Origin of the sequence: Pseudomonas sp. Irchel s3f10 (assembly GCF_900187515.1) — a bacterium.
Classification (GTDB): Bacteria; Pseudomonadota; Gammaproteobacteria; order Pseudomonadales; family Pseudomonadaceae; genus Aquipseudomonas; species Aquipseudomonas tensinigenes.
Genome location: NZ_FYDZ01000019.1, coordinates 47140 through 65929 on the forward strand (window position 1 = coordinate 47140; position 18790 = coordinate 65929).

The 18790-nt window shown below is 57.7% G+C and carries 20 protein-coding genes and 1 pseudogene; 12 read left to right on the forward strand and 9 right to left on the reverse strand.

What is annotated here, in order from left to right:
• Positions 1–77 precede the first annotated feature (77 nt).
• The 8 genes from CKW17_RS26875 to CKW17_RS26910 all read left to right on the forward strand — a co-directional run bounded on the left by CKW17_RS26875 (position 78) and on the right by CKW17_RS26910 (position 8189).
• A complete protein-coding gene (locus CKW17_RS26875; protein ID WP_095122866.1) occupies positions 78–644 on the forward strand; it encodes a hypothetical protein in 567 nt (188 codons plus the stop codon).
• 70 nt (positions 645–714) lie between these two features.
• On the forward strand, positions 715–1068 hold the full coding sequence (locus tag CKW17_RS26880) for a hypothetical protein (RefSeq protein WP_095122868.1): 354 nt from the start codon (positions 715–717) through the stop codon (positions 1066–1068).
• A 269-nt stretch (positions 1069–1337) separates the two neighbouring features.
• Positions 1338–2297: a MoxR family ATPase gene (locus CKW17_RS26885; RefSeq protein WP_007913915.1), complete on the forward strand. Its 960-nt coding sequence runs from the start codon at positions 1338–1340 to the stop codon at positions 2295–2297.
• A 5-nt stretch (positions 2298–2302) separates the two neighbouring features.
• Complete coding sequence (locus CKW17_RS26890; protein WP_038369285.1) at positions 2303–3247, forward strand: DUF58 domain-containing protein; 945 nt, start codon at positions 2303–2305, stop codon at positions 3245–3247.
• Positions 3244–3741: a DUF4381 domain-containing protein gene (locus CKW17_RS26895; RefSeq protein ID WP_034155614.1), complete on the forward strand. Its 498-nt coding sequence runs from the start codon at positions 3244–3246 to the stop codon at positions 3739–3741. The genes CKW17_RS26890 and CKW17_RS26895 overlap by 4 nt, the downstream gene beginning before the upstream one ends.
• Positions 3734–4813 carry a VWA domain-containing protein gene (locus tag CKW17_RS26900; protein ID WP_095050115.1) on the forward strand — a complete coding sequence of 360 codons (1080 nt, stop codon included), beginning with the start codon at positions 3734–3736 and terminating at the stop codon, positions 4811–4813. Before CKW17_RS26895 ends, CKW17_RS26900 begins: the two co-directional genes overlap by 8 nt.
• Positions 4810–6555 carry a tetratricopeptide repeat protein gene (locus tag CKW17_RS26905; RefSeq protein WP_095122870.1) on the forward strand — a complete coding sequence of 582 codons (1746 nt, stop codon included), beginning with the start codon at positions 4810–4812 and terminating at the stop codon, positions 6553–6555. Before CKW17_RS26900 ends, CKW17_RS26905 begins: the two co-directional genes overlap by 4 nt.
• On the forward strand, positions 6552–8189 hold the full coding sequence (locus CKW17_RS26910) for a BatD family protein (RefSeq protein WP_095122872.1): 1638 nt from the start codon (positions 6552–6554) through the stop codon (positions 8187–8189). The genes CKW17_RS26905 and CKW17_RS26910 overlap by 4 nt, the downstream gene beginning before the upstream one ends.
• 114 nt (positions 8190–8303) lie before the next feature.
• On the opposite strand, the gene CKW17_RS26915 is transcribed toward CKW17_RS26910, so the two are convergent.
• Entirely contained in the window at positions 8304–8606 is a 303-nt protein-coding gene (locus CKW17_RS26915; protein ID WP_095122874.1) for a hypothetical protein, read from the reverse strand.
• 502 nt (positions 8607–9108) lie between these two features.
• Here CKW17_RS26915 and CKW17_RS26925 point away from each other — a divergent pair.
• Positions 9109–9267, forward strand: a pseudogene (locus CKW17_RS26925) (DUF899 family protein); the annotation flags it as partial.
• 85 nt (positions 9268–9352) lie between these two features.
• On the opposite strand, the gene CKW17_RS26930 reads toward CKW17_RS26925, so the two are convergent.
• The 8 genes from CKW17_RS26930 to CKW17_RS26970 form a co-directional block, all read right to left on the reverse strand.
• The gene (locus tag CKW17_RS26930) at positions 9353–9697 is read right to left on the reverse strand and encodes an immunity protein YezG family protein (protein ID WP_095122878.1); all 345 of its coding nucleotides are present in this window, start codon (positions 9695–9697) and stop codon (positions 9353–9355) included.
• A gap of 35 nt (positions 9698–9732) precedes the next feature.
• Positions 9733–10074, reverse strand: coding sequence for a hypothetical protein (locus CKW17_RS26935; protein WP_095122880.1), 342 nt, complete (start codon positions 10072–10074; stop codon positions 9733–9735).
• Between the two features lie 158 nt (positions 10075–10232).
• Complete coding sequence (locus CKW17_RS26940) at positions 10233–10643, reverse strand: hypothetical protein (RefSeq protein WP_095122882.1); 411 nt, start codon at positions 10641–10643, stop codon at positions 10233–10235.
• Between the two features lie 56 nt (positions 10644–10699).
• Positions 10700–11113 carry a hypothetical protein gene (locus tag CKW17_RS26945; protein WP_095122884.1) on the reverse strand — a complete coding sequence of 138 codons (414 nt, stop codon included), beginning with the start codon at positions 11111–11113 and terminating at the stop codon, positions 10700–10702.
• A gap of 79 nt (positions 11114–11192) precedes the next feature.
• Positions 11193–11546: a hypothetical protein gene (locus CKW17_RS26950; RefSeq protein WP_176470126.1), complete on the reverse strand. Its 354-nt coding sequence runs from the start codon at positions 11544–11546 to the stop codon at positions 11193–11195.
• A 66-nt stretch (positions 11547–11612) separates the two neighbouring features.
• The gene (locus tag CKW17_RS26955; protein WP_095122886.1) at positions 11613–12068 is read right to left on the reverse strand and encodes a hypothetical protein; all 456 of its coding nucleotides are present in this window, start codon (positions 12066–12068) and stop codon (positions 11613–11615) included.
• Positions 12058–12267 carry a hypothetical protein gene (locus CKW17_RS26960; RefSeq protein ID WP_095122888.1) on the reverse strand — a complete coding sequence of 70 codons (210 nt, stop codon included), beginning with the start codon at positions 12265–12267 and terminating at the stop codon, positions 12058–12060. The genes CKW17_RS26955 and CKW17_RS26960 overlap by 11 nt, the downstream gene beginning before the upstream one ends.
• A gap of 369 nt (positions 12268–12636) precedes the next feature.
• The gene (locus CKW17_RS26970; RefSeq protein WP_095122890.1) at positions 12637–13113 is read right to left on the reverse strand and encodes a hypothetical protein; all 477 of its coding nucleotides are present in this window, start codon (positions 13111–13113) and stop codon (positions 12637–12639) included.
• A 212-nt stretch (positions 13114–13325) separates the two neighbouring features.
• Here CKW17_RS26970 and CKW17_RS26975 point away from each other — a divergent pair, with 212 nt between their 5' ends.
• The 3 genes from CKW17_RS26975 to CKW17_RS26985 are packed head-to-tail and all read left to right on the forward strand — an operon-like array spanning position 13326 to position 18789.
• Positions 13326–14570, forward strand: coding sequence for an exonuclease SbcCD subunit D C-terminal domain-containing protein (locus CKW17_RS26975; RefSeq protein ID WP_095122892.1), 1245 nt, complete (start codon positions 13326–13328; stop codon positions 14568–14570).
• Entirely contained in the window at positions 14567–18208 is a 3642-nt protein-coding gene (locus CKW17_RS26980; protein WP_095122894.1) for an AAA family ATPase, read from the forward strand. Before CKW17_RS26975 ends, CKW17_RS26980 begins: the two co-directional genes overlap by 4 nt.
• Positions 18205–18789 carry a glutathione S-transferase gene (locus CKW17_RS26985; protein ID WP_095122896.1) on the forward strand — a complete coding sequence of 195 codons (585 nt, stop codon included), beginning with the start codon at positions 18205–18207 and terminating at the stop codon, positions 18787–18789. The genes CKW17_RS26980 and CKW17_RS26985 overlap by 4 nt, the downstream gene beginning before the upstream one ends.
• Position 18790: the final 1 nt, after the last annotated feature.

Below are 18790 nucleotides of genomic sequence, written 5' to 3' on the forward strand. Positions count from 1 at the left end.
ACTGTCGGGGTCGAGCACGCCTAGCCAGACCCCGATTACCAAAGCGGCATAAACCTCGATTCCAAAGAGTGCAGTTCATGACGAGTAAAAAACCAGATCAACCTTTACCTTTGATTGCATTCGGACTGTTCGCAACGCCCATTTTTCTAATTAACCTGATCCTTCCCGCCCACCCTCAGTCCAACTTGGATATGGCGATTGATCACTTTCTGGACAATCAGCTATTCGGACTGATTGGTTTCTGGTCATCCTTATTTCCTTTCAGCTCAAAAGCGACTGCAAATTATATTGCGCTTTTTGCCCCCCTGCTCGCTGCTGTCTCAACTTTTTATGCCTTCACGGAAAAGTTCGACTCAACGCAGTTCGATCAAATGACACTTAGACGATATCTGACCTTGCTTTTCGCAGGCGTAGCTCTCTCAGCACTTTTTATCTGGTGTTTTTATTTGACATCAACAGACCTCGGAACAACCAAAGGCAAATACGGAAATTTGTTCGGACTTAATGTCTTTTTCTTTTCCGCCCACAACGTGGCCATGTCTTTATTTCCATTTCTCGTTGTACCATTTATGGTGCAACGCTGCTTGTATTACATCCCATGTCGCATTCTAAAAAGGTGGTGGAACTCTAGAGAAAAAGCGTGAAGCAATAGCAGCAAAAACTTTTTTAGGGTGGCAAAATTACATTTTGTCCGCGCCGACTAGGAATCCCCCCATGCAAATGACCACCGCCCTACTGATCGTCAACCCGTGCGATGACGAAGAAGACAACATGGCCATGCTCTGCTGCCACAGCGACAAGGGCGATATGTTCCTGATGAGCCGCTATCCGGATGAGGACGAGCTGGAGATCGCCCTGGATGGCGAGCCTTCGACGCTGGACGGGGTGAAAGTCACCCTGACCTCGAATCTGTTGAAGATCGAGATTGGCGCGGCGGATGCCGATGCTTTGAACGGGGATGATGTGCTGGAGATCAGCTTTAATCCCGATATGGTGGATATGGATGAGGTTGTCGAGACCTTGACGAATATCCTCGACGGGACGGGGACCTTCATTAACGAAGTTTGATGGCGCTCGAACTGGCCCCATCGCGAGCAGGCTCACTCCTACAGGTCGGTGTACGACGATCCATTGTAGGAGTGAGCCTGCTCGCGATAGGGCCGGCACAGGCAACCAATCACTGCCCGACTACAAAAATCCAACAATTCCCCCAGTCATTTCCCGCACTTTGCGCAAAATGCCGTTAGTCGCCACCCCCCGCGATGGATTAAAGTAACGCCCCCAGCCCCGGCGTTATCCGAACGCCTGTGGCCACCCCTTTCCAGGAACAGTCACCGATGGAACATCGTGAAGCGCTGCTCGCGCTGCGAACCTTTCTTTCAACGCAGATTCTCGGCCAGGAAAAACTCATCGAGCGTTTGCTCATCGCCCTGCTCGCCGATGGCCACATGCTGGTCGAGGGCGCGCCGGGTCTGGCCAAGACCAAAGCGATCAAAGAACTCGCCGAGGGCATCGAAGCACAGTTCCATCGCATTCAGTTCACCCCGGACCTGCTGCCGGCCGACATCACCGGCACCGAGATCTATCGCCCGGAAACCGGCAGTTTCGTGTTCCAGCAAGGGCCGATCTTCCACAACCTGGTGCTGGCGGACGAAATCAACCGCGCCCCGGCCAAGGTGCAATCGGCGCTGCTCGAAGCCATGGCCGAGCGTCAGGTCAGTGTCGGTCGCAGCACTTACGAGCTGTCGCCGCTGTTTCTGGTAATGGCCACGCAGAACCCGATCGAGCAGGAAGGCACTTACCCGCTGCCGGAAGCGCAGCTCGACCGTTTCCTGATGCACGTGAAAATCGGTTTCCCGGACGCCGCCGTCGAGCGCCGTATCCTCCAGCAGGCCCGTGGCGAAGCGTTGAACGGTGAAACCAAACCCGAACGCCGCGTCAGCCAGCAGGCGATCTTCGCCGCGCGCAAGGAAATCCTCGGTCTGTACATGGCCGACGCCGTGGAGGAATACCTCGTGCAACTGGTCATGGCCACGCGCAACCCGGCCAAGTTCGACCCGGAAATGGCCGAGTGGATCGCCTATGGCGCCAGCCCGCGCGGTTCGATTGCCCTCGACCGCTGCGCCCGCGCCCACGCCTGGCTTGCCGGCCGCGACTTCGTCAGCCCGGAAGACATTCAAGCGGTGCTGTTCGATGTGTTGCGTCACCGCATCATCCTGTCGTTTGAAGCCGAAGCCGCCGGCATCGATCAGGATCGGGTGGTGCAGCGAATTCTCGACGTCGTAGCCGTCGCTTGACCCCTATGAACGCCCCCCTGCCGTCCGAACCGGGTATCCGCGTCAGCCTCGCCGAGCTGATCGAGATGCGTCACCGCGTGCGTGAAGTGCAGCTGTTTTCCACGCCGAGTCAGCGCAGCCCGCTGATCGGCCTGCATCACTCGAAATTCCGTGGCCGTGGCGTCGACTTCGATCAGGTGCGGGTCTATCAGGCTGGCGACGACGTGCGCACCATCGACTGGCGCGTGACGGCGCGCACGCAAGAGCCGCACACCAAGCTGTTCCATGAAGAACGCGAGCGGCCGATCTTCATCATGGTCGAGCAAAGCACGCGGCTGTTTTTCGGTTCCGGGCTGATGTTCAAATCGGTGTTGGCTGCGCAAGTGGCGGCGCTGATTGGCTGGGCCGCGCTGGGTCATAACGACCGGGTTGGCGGGCTGGTGTTCGGCGACAACGAGCACTATGAAATCAAACCGCGGCGCAGCAAACAGAGCCTGCTGCAATTGCTCAACCGTCTGGTCAAGGTCAATCAGTCGCTGCACAGCGAGCGTGAGCCGGATCGCGATGCGTTCGGCGTGGCCCTGCGCCGTGCCCGCGAAGTGTTGCGCCCGGGCAGTCTGGTGATTGTCATCTGCGACGAGCGTGCGTTGTCCGACAGCGCCGAACAACAGCTCAGCCTCTTATCGCGTCATTGCGACTTATTGATGTTGCCGATTTCCGATCCGCTGGATCACGCCCTCCCCGCTGCCGGCCTGCTCAGATTCGCCGAACGCGGCGCGCAACTCGAACTCGACACGTTGAATTTCGAGCTGCGCCAGACTTACCGCGCTCAAGCCGAAGCGCGCATCGCTCGCTGGGAATTGCTCGCGCAAAAGCTGCGGGTATTGCTGATGCCGCTGAGCACGCAAAGTGAAATGGTCGAGCAGATGCGCGAATTCCTTAATCCGCAGCGTCCGGGGAAAGGTCGATGAACGGCCTCGAACAACTGCAACCGCTGATCTCACCGCCACCGATCGCCTTCTGGCCGCCGGCACCGGGTTGGTGGCTGCTGCTTCTGTTGTTGCCGCTGCTGGGTTTTGCCGTGTGGCGCCTGCGCCGTTTCATTCCGCTGAAGAAACGCCCGATCGTCCGTGCCGAACAGCCGCTCGATCCGGTGCGCATCGCCGCCCTTGCCGAACTGGCACAAATGCCCAAACCCTACGACGGCGCCCCGGCCGGTGCCTGGCTGCAGCAACTCAACGGCCTGCTCAAACGCCTGTGCCGCAACCACTATCCCTACAGCCAGAGCCACACCCTCAACGGGCGTAAATGGCTGGCGTTTCTCGACAACCGTTGCCCGGCCGCTGGCCTGACGCGCTGGATGGTGTTGGTCGAAGGCGCGTACAAACCGGAATGCAAACTCGACGACAAAGCCATCGCCGGTCTGACCCAGGCTGTCGACACGTGGATTCGCAAACATGTTTGAGTTCGCCTGGCCGTGGATCTTTGTGCTGGTGCCGCTGCCGTGGCTGATGCGTCTGGTGCTGCCGGTCGCCGACAGTGGCGAGCCAGCCTTGAAAGTGAGTTTTCTCGCCGACCTCGAAGGCCTCGCCCGCCGTCGCGCTCGCGCCAATCTGCCTGCATGGCGTCAACAAGCGCCGTTCATGCTCCTGTGGTTGTTGCTGTTGACCGCCGCCGCGCGCCCGCAATGGCTCGGCGAACCACTGCCGATTGCCGCCAGTGGGCGTGATCTGCTGGTGGCGGTGGACGTGTCCGGCTCGATGGATTTCCCCGATATGCAGTGGCAGGACGAAGAAGTCAGTCGTCTCACCTTGGTTCAGCATCTGCTCGGTGATTTCCTCGAAAGCCGCGATGGCGACCGCGTCGGCCTGATCCTGTTCGGCAGCCAGGCCTATCTGCAAGCGCCGCTGACCTTTGATCGCCACACCGTGCGCGTCTGGCTCGACGAAGCGCGGATCGGCATTGCCGGTAAGAACACTGCGATCGGCGACGCCATCGGTCTGGCGCTGAAACGCCTGCGCCTGCGTCCGGCGCAAAGTCGCGTACTGATTCTGGTCACTGACGGCGCCAACAACGGCGGCGAAATCGATCCGCTGACGGCGGCAAAACTGGCCGCCAGCGAAGGCGTGAAGATTTACCCGATCGGCATCGGTGCCAATCCTGAGGACAGCGGCTCAACCGGCCTGCTGGGCGTCAATCCGAGCCTGGATCTCGACGAGCCGGCGCTCAAAGCCATCGCCGAAGTCACCGGCGGCCAGTATTTCCGTGCCCACGACGGCAAAGAACTGCAAGCCATCAAAGACACACTCGACCAGCTCGAACCGGTGACTCAACAACCGACCCAGGCCCGCCCGGCACAAGCCTTGTATCACTGGCCTTTGGCGCTGGCGTTATGGTTGAGCCTATTGCTGGTCGCCCGTGAATTGTGGCCGGACAACCCGCTGCAACGCCTGTTCACCAAGGAACTGTATCTGCAAAGTCCACTGCCCGACTGGCGCGAGCGCCTCAAGCGCCTGCGTCTGCGGAGGCGCCGATGATTGCGCTCTGGCCGCACTGGTTCCGTCCGTGGTGGTTGCTGTTGCTGCCGCTGCTCGGCTGGCTGATCTGGCAACTCTGGCACCGGCAGAAACGTGCCGGGCGCTGGCAGATGATTCTGCCGCCGGCGTTTCATGCCACCCTGCTCAGCGGCGGTAACGGTCGCGACAGCAAACAGCCGTGGGTCGCCCTCGGCGTGGCGTGGTTGCTGACCATCCTGGCGCTGCTCGGGCCGAGCTGGGAGCGCGTTGAACAGACCAGCCAGAAACCTGCCGATCCCTTGGTGGTGGTGCTGGAACTGACCCCGGAAATGCTCGCCACCGACTCGCCGCCGACGCGACTGGAACAGGCGCGGCGCAAGCTCTTCGATCTGTTGCAGGCACGCAGCGATGCGCAGACCGCCATCGTTGTCTACGCCGGCAGCGCGCACACGCTGGTGCCGCTGTCGGATGACCTGGCGACCAGCCGCAATCTGCTCGACGCGCTCAAACCGTCACTGATGCCGGAAAGCGGCCATCGTGCCGATCTGGCCGTGAGCAAAGCGCTGGCCCTGCTGAAACAGGGCGCGCTCGGTCAGGGGCGGATTCTGTTAATCGGCTCATCGCTCGATGAAGTAGAACGCCAAGGCATTCGCCGCGCACTCAGCGGAGAATCGGCCCAACTGCTGATGCTCGGCATCGGCACCGCTGAAGGCGCGCCAATTGCTCAAGAGGACGGCAGTTTCCTCAAGGACGAACAAGGCGCGATCCGGGTGCCGCAGCTCGACAGTCCGGCCTTGAGCGCATTCCTCAACAGCGTCGGCGGCGAATACCACCCTGCCCGCCTCGACGAAGCGGATCTTGGTGCGCTCGGCCTGCTCAATGGCCCGCGCAGTCTGCGCGACGATGGCCAGACCGTGCGCCTCGATACCTGGGCCGATCAGGGTTACTGGCTGCTGTTGCCGCTGTTGTTGCTCGCCGCGTGTGCCGGGCGTCGCGGCTGGTTGTTCTGCCTGCCGTTACTGCTGTGCCTGCCGCAACCGAGCTACGCTTTTGACTTTGAGGACTTGTGGCTACGCCCCGATCAACAGGGCCTGCACCTGCTCAAACAGAAGCGCCCGGCCGAAGCCGCGCAGCATTTTGACGATCACCAATGGCAAGGGGTGGCGTTGTACGAAGCCGGCGACTACAGTGGCGCCGCCCAGCGTTTCGCCGAAGGCAGCGATGCCCGCGCCCACTACAATCGTGGCAACGCTTTGGCAAAAAGCGGTGAGCTGGAAGCAGCGATCGACGCTTATGAACAGGCACTGGAACTGCAACCGGATTTGCGTCCGGCGCAGACCAACAAGGCACTGGTTGAAAACCTGCTCAAGCAGAAAAGCGCCCCTCCGCCCGCCGAGCCGGACACCAAACCAAGCGAGCAGCAAAGTCTGCCGGGCGACGAACCAGCGCCCGCGACCACGCCGCCACCGGCGGTAAAAAGTGAAACCCAGAGCGACGCGCAACCGAGCGAATCGGCCAGCGAACCGCCACCGACCACGCCGCCGCAGCCAGGTCCAAACGAAGTGCCAGGCAGCGCCGAGGAAGAACAAACGGACACCGTGCCGACGCTGCGCCCGAGCGAGGACAACCTCGAAGGCGAGCAACGTCAGGCACTGGAACAATGGCTGGGCAAGATCCCGGATGAACCGGGCGAACTGCTGCGACGCAAATTCTGGTACGAACAGCAACAACATCAGGATCAGGATCAGGAAAACACTCGATGACCCGCTTCACCGCTCTCTTGCTGCCCCTGCTGCTCTGCACGGCCACCGCCCAGGCGGCCGAGCTGACGGCCAGTGTGGATCGCAGTCGCCTGAACTCCGGCGAGACGGTCGAACTCACCCTCGAAACCAGCGACGTCACCCAGTTCGGCAAACCCGATCTGACCGCGCTGGAAGCGTTGTTCGAAGTGCGCGGCACGCGGCAAGTCAACCAGCTCAACACCCTCAATGGCGACAACCGCGCGACCACGCGCTGGATCATCACCCTGCTGCCCAAAGAGAACGGCAGCGTGGTGATCCCGCCGCTGCAACTGGGCGACGCACAGAGCCAGCCGATCACCGTGCAAGTGGTCGAAAGCGATACCCGCGAGAACCAGAACAGCCTTGATCCGGTGTTCATCGAGGCCAGCCTCGATCAGTCCAGCGTCTACGTGCAGGCGCAGGCGATCCTGACCCTGCGCATCTACCATTCAGTGTCGCTGTACGACGACAGCAGCCTGACGCCGCTGCAAATCGTCGATGCACGCATCGAGCAACTGGGCGACACGCGCACCTACGAAAAAGACCTCAACGGTGTGCGCCATGGCGTGATCGAAATGCGCTATGCAATCTACCCGCAACACAGCGGTTTGCTGACCATTGCGCCACAGACCTTTAGCGCCACACTGGTCGACACGCAGCCGTCTCAGGACGCCAATGCGCAGGGACCGAAGCCGGGCAAACTGATGCGCGTCAGTTCTGCGGAAATCCCCCTGACCGTCAAACCCAAACCCCTGACCTATCCGGTCGATGCGCCGTGGCTGCCCGCACGCAGTCTGAGCCTCAGCGAAAGCTGGAACCCGGAACCGGAACACACCCAGGTTGGCGATTCCCTGACCCGCAGCCTGACGTTGAAGGTCGAAGGCCTTGCCAGCTCGCAACTGCCAGCGCTGCCCGCCACCGACGTCAACGGCCTGCGCCGCTACCCCGACCAACCAGTGCTGAGCAACCAGAGCACCGACCGCGGCATTGTCGGCAGCCGCGAAGAACGCGAAGCCCTGGTGCCGAGCCGCAGCGGCGCCATCGACTTGCCGACGGTGGACGTGGTCTGGTGGAACACCTTCGAAGATCACCTGGAACACAGCAGCCTGCCGGCGCGCACCCTGCAAGTGGCCAATAACCCAAGCCTGCAAGTCGACACCCCGACCGGCAATTTGCAACCGAGCGTCGTCGATAACGATGTGTTGTGGTGGTGGAAACTCAGCACGCTGATCCTCGCCTGCACCACCCTCCTCGGCTTCGGCCTGTGGTGGCGCGCACGCTGGCAACCGGCGGTGCATCGCGCCGCCCAAACCGGCCCGAGCCCGCGCACCTTGATGGATGACATCAAACGCGCGAGTCAGGCCAATGACCCGCAAGCAACGCGGCAGGCACTGGATGCTTGGGCGCGTCAGCAGCCGGAGACACTGGCGGACATGGCAGCGCGGTTTGTGCCGTTGTCGGATGCGCTGGATGGGTTGAATGGTGCGCTGTACAGCGAAACGGGGCAGCATTGGCAGGGTGAGGATTTGTGGCGGGCGATCCGGACCATTCCGGCGGCGGAACGGGTGCAGGACCCGGTGGGTGACAGCGGGTTGCCGCCGCTTTATCCGAAGTAAAAGAGCAAAAGATCGCAGCCTTCGGCAGCTCCTACAGAGGGTATGTGTAGGCGCTGCCGAAGGCTGCGATCTTTCGATTTTACTTTAGGGAAAAAAGGCTGAAAACAATCGGAATCAATAGTCGAATTTCGTTTTCACTTGTTCGCCTTCGCGATAGGAGAGAACAAATGCCTTCCAGGGTTCACCGCGAGCGACTGCACGCTCGTGTAATTTTTCGACAAGCGCATAGATTTTCGAATGGTTGAAATCAGTTTCAGCGTCCCAGATTTCTGAGCCATTTTTTTCAACGGCGAGGTCTGCCTCCATATAGTTCCCTCCCCATTCAACGCGGTATCGAAAGGCGTCATAACCGTGAACAATTCCGGCCTCAACCAGCTGAAAAATGGCTTTCACAAGTTCAAAATCTTCAGCAATCACTCTCTGACCTCCGGAAATTTATTGTTCCAATTATCCCCTCTTTTAAGTGTGCGCGGAAAAGCTCGACACAGTTGGCCTCGACATCCTGTCAACTTCAATCGCCCAATCCCAAGCAACTAATTCACTTCCTTTATATAGGAAGAAAACTGTCCACCACCTTGGTCCACGTGCAGCCGCCCGCACTGCTGGCATCGATAAACCGTAACAGCCCCTTGGTCTATCGCTTCGTAGAATTCGTCTTCAGACAGCCAGCGATTTGATAGCGCATAGCCAATTTCATCTATCTTCTGTTCAGCGACCAGAGACATTTCACACTCGGACGTCCCTTGAGAAAGGTTAATGACGTGACCGCATACACAAGCAAATTTTGGCATGGCTACTGAAGTGTCCTTTTTCTGTTCAAGTTTTGCCTTATGGCGATTTTGGAGTCACACCCACGAAAGATCCCTCAGGGACAGTCCACGTTTTTTTTTAAAAGAGGTCTGTCCCGTTATCCTCCGCCTATTCAACCTATGCCCGTGGTCTGGACATGCTGGTCGGCGCCTACAACTACCTCGACCTCACGCCCAAGGGCAGAAATGAGGGCGAGATCATGGAGTGGGTGCGGCATCATGATCGGTATGATAATGAGACAAAATCCTGCGGATGCCATGAACGATAAAAGATTCCACCACTTCATGGAGATAGCGCTGAACCTGGGAGATTTACGTTGAGTAAATCTCCCAGGGCTTTACAGGAAAAAACACTCAACCTTCTTCTGGCGCAATGTAGTTGAAATCAATTTTCAACTTCCCCAGCACGGTATCGAACGTGATAACACAGCTGTTCCAAACCGGTAGCCCGGATGTCATGTTTTGCGCTTTATAGAGATTCCTCAGCGCTATCAGGTTTTCATGAATACCAACATCGACCTCTGGGCTGCCTGGGCTGTACCAATCTTTCTCTCCATTCCCATCAATATAGTCAAACAACAACTTACAATGATCATCCTCGGGTGAAAGTTCAGCCTCAACGATAACCGCACTCGCTGTATCAGGAGCAGTGTCAATCAGAATTTGGCCGATCTGGCGATAAATTTCGTCTTCACTCATCCTATCCCCCCGTTTACACCCCGGCCAGCGGCCTCTTAATCCGAAACTTTTTCGTAAACAAAACCCTTGGGGATTTCCGGCCAAATAGGTTTTTTTACCAGCGCATCGAGATCGTCATAAATATCGCGGAAAAAATTAGCCAGATCCATGAAGTCCACACGTGAATTCATCAGCGCAACTTTCAACATGACATCGTCTGCATTTTCCTTGGCGGATGCCGCTCTGGACATATTGTAGAGAGCGTTTCCCAACCTTTCGGAAAGTTCAACCTCCCAGTCCAGCTTGTAATCGGCCTCCAAACTATTGCCATCAAAGCTACCCGCCTTTTCTTTCATCAGCTCGATGATCAGCTGTTTCACCGACTCAAAATCATTCATCTCAATTTTCTCTCATAGTAAAACGGGGACAGACTACGTTTTCGGAGTACTTTCTAAACGTGGTCTGTCCCCATCATTTACTCGTATGTCTCAAGAAATTGTCACTCGATTCAACGGTAAGAACTCTCTGTGCCGCTCTCCCCTGATTCATTTTTCAACTATGGCAATTTCAGTATCACGACCTCATCGAAAGCTTTTGGCAGCTCTAAAGTATGCTTCCATTGTTTCAGGATCTTGCGCCACTCCTCCAACGTAAACCAGCTTTGCGGCTGACCAGTCCAGTCATCGTTGATCAGAATATCGACCTGTACTCCCTCGGAGCTCATATTCAGCAGAACATCGTTTCCCCCTTCAGTGACTGAGGTTTGCGCGCCCCGCTCTACTGTTGAAATAGCTGCCAGCAGACGATCACAATCCTCCGGAACTTGTGCTATGGCATCAAGAACACTGCATACATAAAGCTGGTAGCGTTGCGCGTCTTCCTGATCAGAATTCACTTCAACGATCGCGTGAAACAACTGTCCTTCGGGGTAGATACCGCCGGCGGTTTGATAAAATTTCAGTTCCATAAATGCCTTGGAATTTACGACTACTCCTCAGCACGTGTGCTGAGGGTCAAAATTTTCTATGGCAGTTGGACTAACACAACCTCATCTGACCCCTGGGGCAACTCCAAAAGGTGTTTCCAGCCCTCAAGAATTTTTTGCCATTCCTGCAAGGTGAATTTGCTTTCTGGCTGACCGATCCAGTCGTCATTGATCGAAATGTCAACCTGCACACCCGCTGTATCAATATTCAAAACAACGTCGTTTCCACCCGCACAAATTGATCGCTCTGTGCCATCCAGTACAGCCGCCAGATACCCAAGCATTCGATCACAACTGGCCGGGGTTTGCGCAACGGCGCCCAGCACGCTGCAGACATAAAGCTCATAGCGTTGAGCCCCCTCCTGCCCCGAGCTCACTTGCGCCATTTCATAAAAGACCTCGCCCAAAACAGGGTGAGGACCGGCCGAGTGATAAAAAAACTTCAGCTCCATGAATGTGCCCGATATTTAGGATTCATAGACGGGAAAAACGTTGTGCCAGGATTCCATCAGGGTAAAACCGCACGACCCGTTAATTTGCGCTTTTTCCGTAATCAAACCCTTCAGGAATATCCGGCCAGACTGGTTTTACCAGCAGTGCATCGAGATCGTCATAGATGTCCCTGAAAAAATTTGCGAGGTCCATGAAATTCATCCGGGAATGCACCAGCGCCGCCGTCAACATGACACCATCGCCACTCTCCCTCGCGGAGGCCATTTTAGACATACTGAAAAGAGCGCTCTCAAGCCTTTCCGCCAACTCGGACTCCCAATTCAGCTTGTAATCAGCCTCCCAACTGTCGCCATCAAAATCACCGGTTTTTTCTTTCACCAACTGGATGATCAGGTCTTTCACCGCCTCGAAATCATTCATCTCAATCTTCAACGTTATCTCCAGTACGACTCTGACTGTTACGTTTCGCGAAGCGACTGTTTAGTAGCTCTTCGGCGCTCAAGCATCGACTTCCATCTTCAACTTTTCTTTGAAACTGAGCACCTCCGACAGAGGGACGACCCACTCGGAAATCCTGTCGCCATCTTCGTTAACGACCTCTCGTGCACCGACGTAAGAATTAACATCATCCAGATTGAACCCGGAAACAACGTAGTCTAGAAAAACCACATTATTCTGAATGTGAACAGACTCTCCAACAAAGTATAAAACCCAGACCATCAGAAAATTTGCGGAGTCTGGATCAAGCTTTGAAGTGACTAATACAGAATGCTGTCTCCTTTCGAGACCGAGACAAAGCGATGAGTACCAGCTACTCACGTATTCCTGCCTGCCCCAGAAGGAGATCGGAGCAAAGAAGCTTTCCTCTTCGTCACCCAGTCGTATCAATCCACGTAAAGCCTGGGTTCCAAAGTGCTCGAAAGGCTCTTTTCCCAGCAGGATTTCAAAACTCATTAGCTAATCCTTCACCCAGTTCAAATCTTTCAATCATGGCTACTCTTGAGTTATCAATCAGCACCCAATAGATATCTTCCCCTTGCTCAGGAACCCAATCCAGCACAAACGCAAGGTTGATAGCAGGAAAGCAAGACCTCAAAACCTCAAGCAAACCAGTATTCTTCTCACCGGAAAACAATGCGTCTTTTGCGCCCAACGACTCTTCCTTCCATTTCTCATCAACAGCAATTCCACCCCCCCGGAAAGGCTGGAGAACCGGGGAATGACAACGTTTATTTAAACGTGGTCTATCCCATTCACCACCTATGGCTCTTCGGAAATGACGTCCAACTCGTCCCACAGCATTGAAAGCCCCATGCTTTGCATGTAAGTACCAAAATCCATAAAAGGTACAACGCCAATTTTCTCAATTGAAAACCAGATGGCGTCACACTCTGGGCATATAAATAACTCAGTCCCGGTAGCCCTGATACTGGCACCGACAATGTGGTCCTGCTCACACCTCGGGCAAAGTATCTTCACTGTCCGGATTCTCCGGGCGGAAAGCCTGCCAACCCACTACCAATCATTTCTTCACCTGATAAAACGTAATCACCGGGCCGTAATTTTCATCGGAATTCGAGACCTCGACACTAAATGACTTGTCCGGGAATTTTTCCTTCAGCACCATGCGCCAGGCAAAACCAATGACCTCGCAAAACTGCAGAAATATGCTGGCTGATACGCCATCCCCGTATTGACCAAAAACATCGTAGAGCTTCACATAATTCAACAGTCGCTCAGCCTCTGCCATGTCGTGAGAGGCCAGGCTCAAGCAGCGCGCGAACGTTTCTACTGAAAAATTTCGCTCTAGAAAAACGCCCCCTTGAGACACGACGAACGTCGGGAAGAACAATGTCGAAAACACCAGCATCTGTTCCGGGTGGCATTGATCATTGATGTAAGAATGGATATCCAGGCTTTCCTGATTCGCCCACTGTTTCTTCCAGGCGTCATATTGTTCAGTGTCGATGACCGGGGGTATAGAGTTGATCAGTTGCACTGCGTTTGCTCCATGCATCCGAGGCGATATCAATATGATGGCCAGATACTAGATAGCTGCTGTTTGGGCGTCAATGAAGGGATTCATCGAAATGCCCGGCCGCGTGCCGTCCGGACAAGCCCTACTGGCGCAATAATCTGTAAACTCTCCCCTCTTTCGCCGCCATCATTTCACCTGCGGCCATCACCTCTTTAAATGTTGCGGAGTCCACCTTGCGTCTGTTCCACACCTCCGACTGGCACCTTGGGCAAAACCTGCACGGCCAGGAGCGCGATTTCGAGCACGCCTGTTTTCTCGAATGGCTGCTGCGCCAACTGCAACTGGCGCAGCCGGATGTGCTGCTGATTGCCGGGGACATCTTCGACACGGTCAATCCGCCGGTCAAAGCCCAGGAACGCCTCTACGACTTCATCGTCAGCACCCACGAGCAGCAACCGTTGCTGACCATCGTGATGATCGCCGGCAACCACGATTCCGGCTCGCGTATCGAGCTGCCTGCGCCGTTGATGCGCCGTTTGCGCACCCACGCGCTGGGTCGGGTGTTGTGGCTGGATGACGGGCAATTGGATGCCGAACGCCTGCTGCTGCCGCTGCCGAATGCCCAAGGCGAGATCGCCGCGTGGTGTCTGGCGCTGCCGTTCCTGCGCCCGGCGGAGGTGACTGGCGCGCACCTGGGCGACAACTATTTGCGCGGCATCGGTCAGGTGCACGAATGGCTGATCGAAGCGGCCAACGCCAAGCGCAAGCCCGGTCAGGCGCTGATCGCCATCAGCCACGCGCACATGGCCGGCGGCTCGGTGTCGGAAGACTCCGAGCGCAGCCTGATCATCGGCAACGCTGAAGCCCTGCCCGCCAGCCTGTTCGGGCCGAGCATCAGTTACGTCGCCCTCGGCCACTTGCACAAGCCGCAGAAGGTCAGCGGTGAAGAACGCATTCGCTACAGCGGTTCGCCGATTCCGTTGTCGTTCTCGGAGATCGGCTATCAGCACCAGATTCTCGACGTCACCCTCGACGGTGAAACCCTGATCAGCGTCGAGCCGAAACTGATCCCGCGCTCGGTCAATCTGCAACGCATCGGGCCGGCACCGCTGGCCGAAATCCTGCTGCAACTGGCCGACCTGCCGAACATCGACCTGCTCGCCGAAACGCAACGCCAGCCGTGGCTCGAAGTGCGGGTAACCCTCGACGAGCCGCAGCCGGATCTGCGTCATCAGGTCGAAAGCGCCCTGCAAGGCAAAGCTGTGCGCTTGGTGCGCATCGCCGCCGAATACGCTGGCAACCGTGGCGCTGACGGCAGCGAGGACGGCACTGCGCTGATCGAACTAGACCAACTCACCCCGCAGGAGCTGTTCAGCCGCGCCTGGCTCGACAACTACGGCAACGAGGTCGATGAACAGACGCTGAAGGACTTCGCCGAACTGCTGCAAGACGTGCAACTGGAGGGCGAGCAGCCATGAAGATTCTCGCCATTCGCTTGAAGAACCTCGCCTCACTGGCCGGGCCGTTCGAGATTGATTTCACCGCTGAACCGCTGGCCAGTGCCGGTTTGTTCGCGATCACCGGCCCGACCGGCGCCGGTAAAAGTACTTTGCTCGACGCCTTGTGCCTGGCGCTGTTCGGCGCCGTGCCGCGCCTGAACAACACCGGCCGCGATGCGAAAGTCCCCGATGCCGACGGCGAAATCGCCACCGGCGACCCGCGCACCTTGCTCCGTCGCGGTACCGGCGAAGGTTATGCCGAAGTGGATTTCGTCGGTGTTGATGGCCGTCGTTATCGGGCACGTTGGGAAGCCAATCGCGCCCGTGAGAAGGCCGGCGGCAAGCTGCAAGCCAGCCGGCAGAGCCTGCGCGACATCGATCAGGATCAACTGCTCGCCAGCCAGAAAGGCGAATACAAAACTCAACTGGAAACCGCGCTCGGTCTGAACTTCGAACAGTTCACCCGCGCCGTGCTGCTGGCGCAGAGCGAGTTCAGCGCATTTCTCAAGGCGGACGACAACGACCGCAGCGAACTGCTGGAAAAGCTCACCGACACCGCGCTGTACACCCGCCTCGGCCGCCGCGCCTTCGACAAGACCAAAGAGGCCCGCGAAGCGCACAAGCTGTTGCAGGATCAAGCCACCGGCGTGACCCCGTTGGCGCCCGAAGCCCGGGCCGAGCTGGACGAGCGCTTCAATGCTGCGCAACAGCAAATGAAGTTGCAGCAGGCGCAGCTCAAACAACTTGAGCAGCAGCACGGCTGGCTCAAGGATTTGCGGGTTTTGCAGGACGCGCAGCAAGCGGCCGCCGAGCAACTGCACAGTGCGCAGCAGCAATCGGAAAGTCTGGCCGGCGAGCGGGTGAAACTGACGCGCCTGGAGCAGCTCGGCCCGCAGCGGCACCAGTTCGCGCGCAAAACCGAACTCGATGCCCTACTGATGCCACTGGCCGCGCAAATAGCCGCGCACACCCAACAACACGCCGAGCTGACTGAGCGCCAAACGCAACTGGAGCAAACTCTGGAAGCGGCGAAAGTCGCCCTGAGCGAAGCGCAGCAACGGCAAAGTGAAAACGCGCCGCTGTTGCGTCAGGCCTTTGAAGAGCAAAGCACCCTCGCCCGTCTGGCCAAGGATGTCGCGCAAGGTGCCGAAGCCAAGCTCACTGCGCAGCAGGCTTGCACCGAGGGCCAGAACGCCATTCAAGCCTTGCTGGAGAAACAGACTCAGGTCGCCGAACGCTTGCAACGCATCGCCGCCGAACTTGAGCAAAGTGCTCATCTGGCGCCGCTGAGTGACGCGTGGAATGCCTACCGCGATCGCCTGCAACAGCTGATGCTGATCGGTAATCGCTTGAACAAGGGACAGGCGGAACTGGCGAGCCTCGAAGAAAACGCCACGCGCAGCGCCGCAGAGCTGACCTCGCAGAAACAGCAACTTGAAGTGCTGTTCAAAGAGGCCGGTGCCGAACCCGACGCCGTCGCCGAGCAGATCGGCATCCTTGGCACGCTCCTGCAAGACAACCGCAAACAACTGCGCGCCTTCGAAGACCTGTCGCGTCTGTGGGCCACACAACAGGATCTCGACAAGCGCAGCAGCGAGCTGCAACAGCGTCAGCTCAACGCCCAGCAGGAACGCGAACGGCTGACTCTGGACGGGGTAAAAACCAAAACCGAACTGACCGTCGCCGAGCAAACCCTCAACGTCACCCGCGAGCTGCTTGAGCGCCAGCGGTTGGCACGCAGTGCCAGTGTCGAAGAGTTGCGCGCGCAGTTGCATGACGATCAGCCGTGCCCGGTCTGTGGCAGCAACGAGCATCCGTATCATCAGCCCGAAGCGCTGCTGCAAAGCCTTGGTCGCCACGATGAAAGCGAGCAGGCCAACGCCCAGAAAGTCGTCGATCAGCTCAAGGAAAAGCTTATCGAGTTGCGTGCCGAAGTCGGTGGCGTGATTGCTCAGCAGAAAGAATTGCTGCAACAGCAAGAACAACTGGCGACCCAGCAGCAAGCGTTAGCGCCTAGCCTCGATGCGCATCCGCTGGCTGTGCAGTTGCTCAATCAGGACGCTGACAAACGCGATGCCTGGCTCGCCCGACAAAACGATCAGTTGACCCAGAGCATCACTCAGGACGAACAGCGCCAGAGCGCCCTGCTCACTTTGCAACAGGATGCCGCGCGCCTGACCCAGCAATTGCGCCAGACGGAAACGGCCCACCAGCAAGCCGCCCAACACCTGAGCAATCAACAGCACCAATTGAGCAGCGACCGTCAGCGTCTCGACGAAGAACTCAGCGCGTTCGGCAATCTGCTGCCAGCCGACACCCTCGAAGCCTTGCGCCAGGAACCGGCCGCGACGTTCATGCAGCTCGACCGGCAGATCGCCGAACGCCTGGCGCAGGTCGATCAGCAGAAAGAAGAACAGGCCGAGCAGCAACAGCGGCAACAGACGCTGGAGAAAGAACAGGATCGCCAGCAGACCCGCGCACAGCAGTTGCTCAGCGCCGAACAGCAATTCACTGCATTGACTGAGCAACAGCAAACCTGCCAGCAAAAACTCGCACAGTTGCTTGGCGAGCACAGCAGCGCGGAGCACTGGCAGCAGCAGCTCGAGCAAGCGGTCGAACAGGCGCGCAACGCCGAAACCGCTACCGCGCAGGAACTGCAGAACGTGCGCACGCGACTCGTGCAGATCGCTGCCGAGCTCAAAGCGCAGCAGGAGCGTTTGCAGGCACTGCAAAGCGAAGATCAGGATCTGGCTGGCAAGATTGCTGACTGGCGCGCCCGCCATCCTGAGCTGGATGACGGTGGCCTCGAAGACTTGTTGCGGGTCGACGACGCGCAAGTCGCCGAACTGCGCCAGCGCTTGCAGCACAACGAAAAAGCCATCGAACAGGCCAAGGTGTTGTTGCAGGAGCGTGACCAGCGTCTGCTCGATCATCAGGCGCAGCACAACGGCAAGCTTGATGCCGAACAACTGGCCAGCGCCCTCACAGATGTGCAGAACCAGTTCATCGTCAGCGAGCAGCAATGCGCCGAATTGCGTGCCGAACAGGTTGAAGATCAGCGCCGACAGAACGCCAATCAGGCGCTGGCGCAGCAGATCGCCTCGGCCTACGCCGAATATCAACGCTGGGCGCGCCTGAGTGCCTTGATCGGCTCGGCCACTGGCGACACCTTCCGCAAGATCGCCCAGGCCTACAACCTCGACCTGCTGGTGCATCACGCCAACGTGCAACTGCGCCAACTGGTCAAACGCTATCGCTTGAAACGTGGTGGCAGCATGCTCGGCCTACTGGTGATGGACACGGAAATGGGTGACGAGCTGCGCTCGGTACATTCGTTGTCCGGTGGCGAGACGTTCCTGGTGTCGTTGGCGCTGGCGTTGGGCTTGGCATCGATGGCGTCGAGCACGCTGAAGATCGAATCGCTGTTTATCGACGAAGGTTTTGGCAGCCTCGATCCGGAATCGCTGCAACTGGCGATGGATGCGCTCGATGGCTTGCAGGCGCAGGGCCGCAAAGTGGCGGTGATTTCCCATGTGCAGGAAATGCACGAGCGGATCCCGGTGCAGATTCAGGTGCAGCGTCAGGGCAATGGCTTGAGCACACTGGAGGTGAAATGAACACGCTGTACTCCTTCCGCCGCTGCCCGTACGCGATGCGGGCGCGGATGGCGCTGCGTTACTCGGGTGTACCGGTGGACATCGTTGAGGTCAGCCTCAAGGCGAAACCGCCGGAGATGCTGGCGATCTCGCCCAAGGGCACGGTGCCGGTGCTGAATGCCGGTGGGCGGGTGATTGATGAGAGCCTGGAGATCATGCGCTGGGCGTTGGCGCAGAATGATCCGGATGATTGGTTGCTTGATGGCGATTCACGGATTGCTGAACTGATCGAAGCGAATGATCACGGGTTTAAGGTGCAGTTGAATCGCTACAAGTATGCCGAGCGTTATCCCGAGCAGCCGATGGAGGTTTATCGGACTGAGGGGGCGTCGTTCTTGCAGAGGCTGGATGAGTTGCTGATCGATCGCGATTACTTGCTAGCTGATCATCCGAGCCTGGCAGATATCGCCCTGCTGCCCTTCGTTCGGCAGTTTGCCCATGTGGATCGCGAGTGGTTTGCACAGACGCCCTATGTTCGTTTACAGGCCTGGTTACAGCGTTTCCTCGAGTCCGAACTGTTCACCTCGATCATGAAGAAATAAC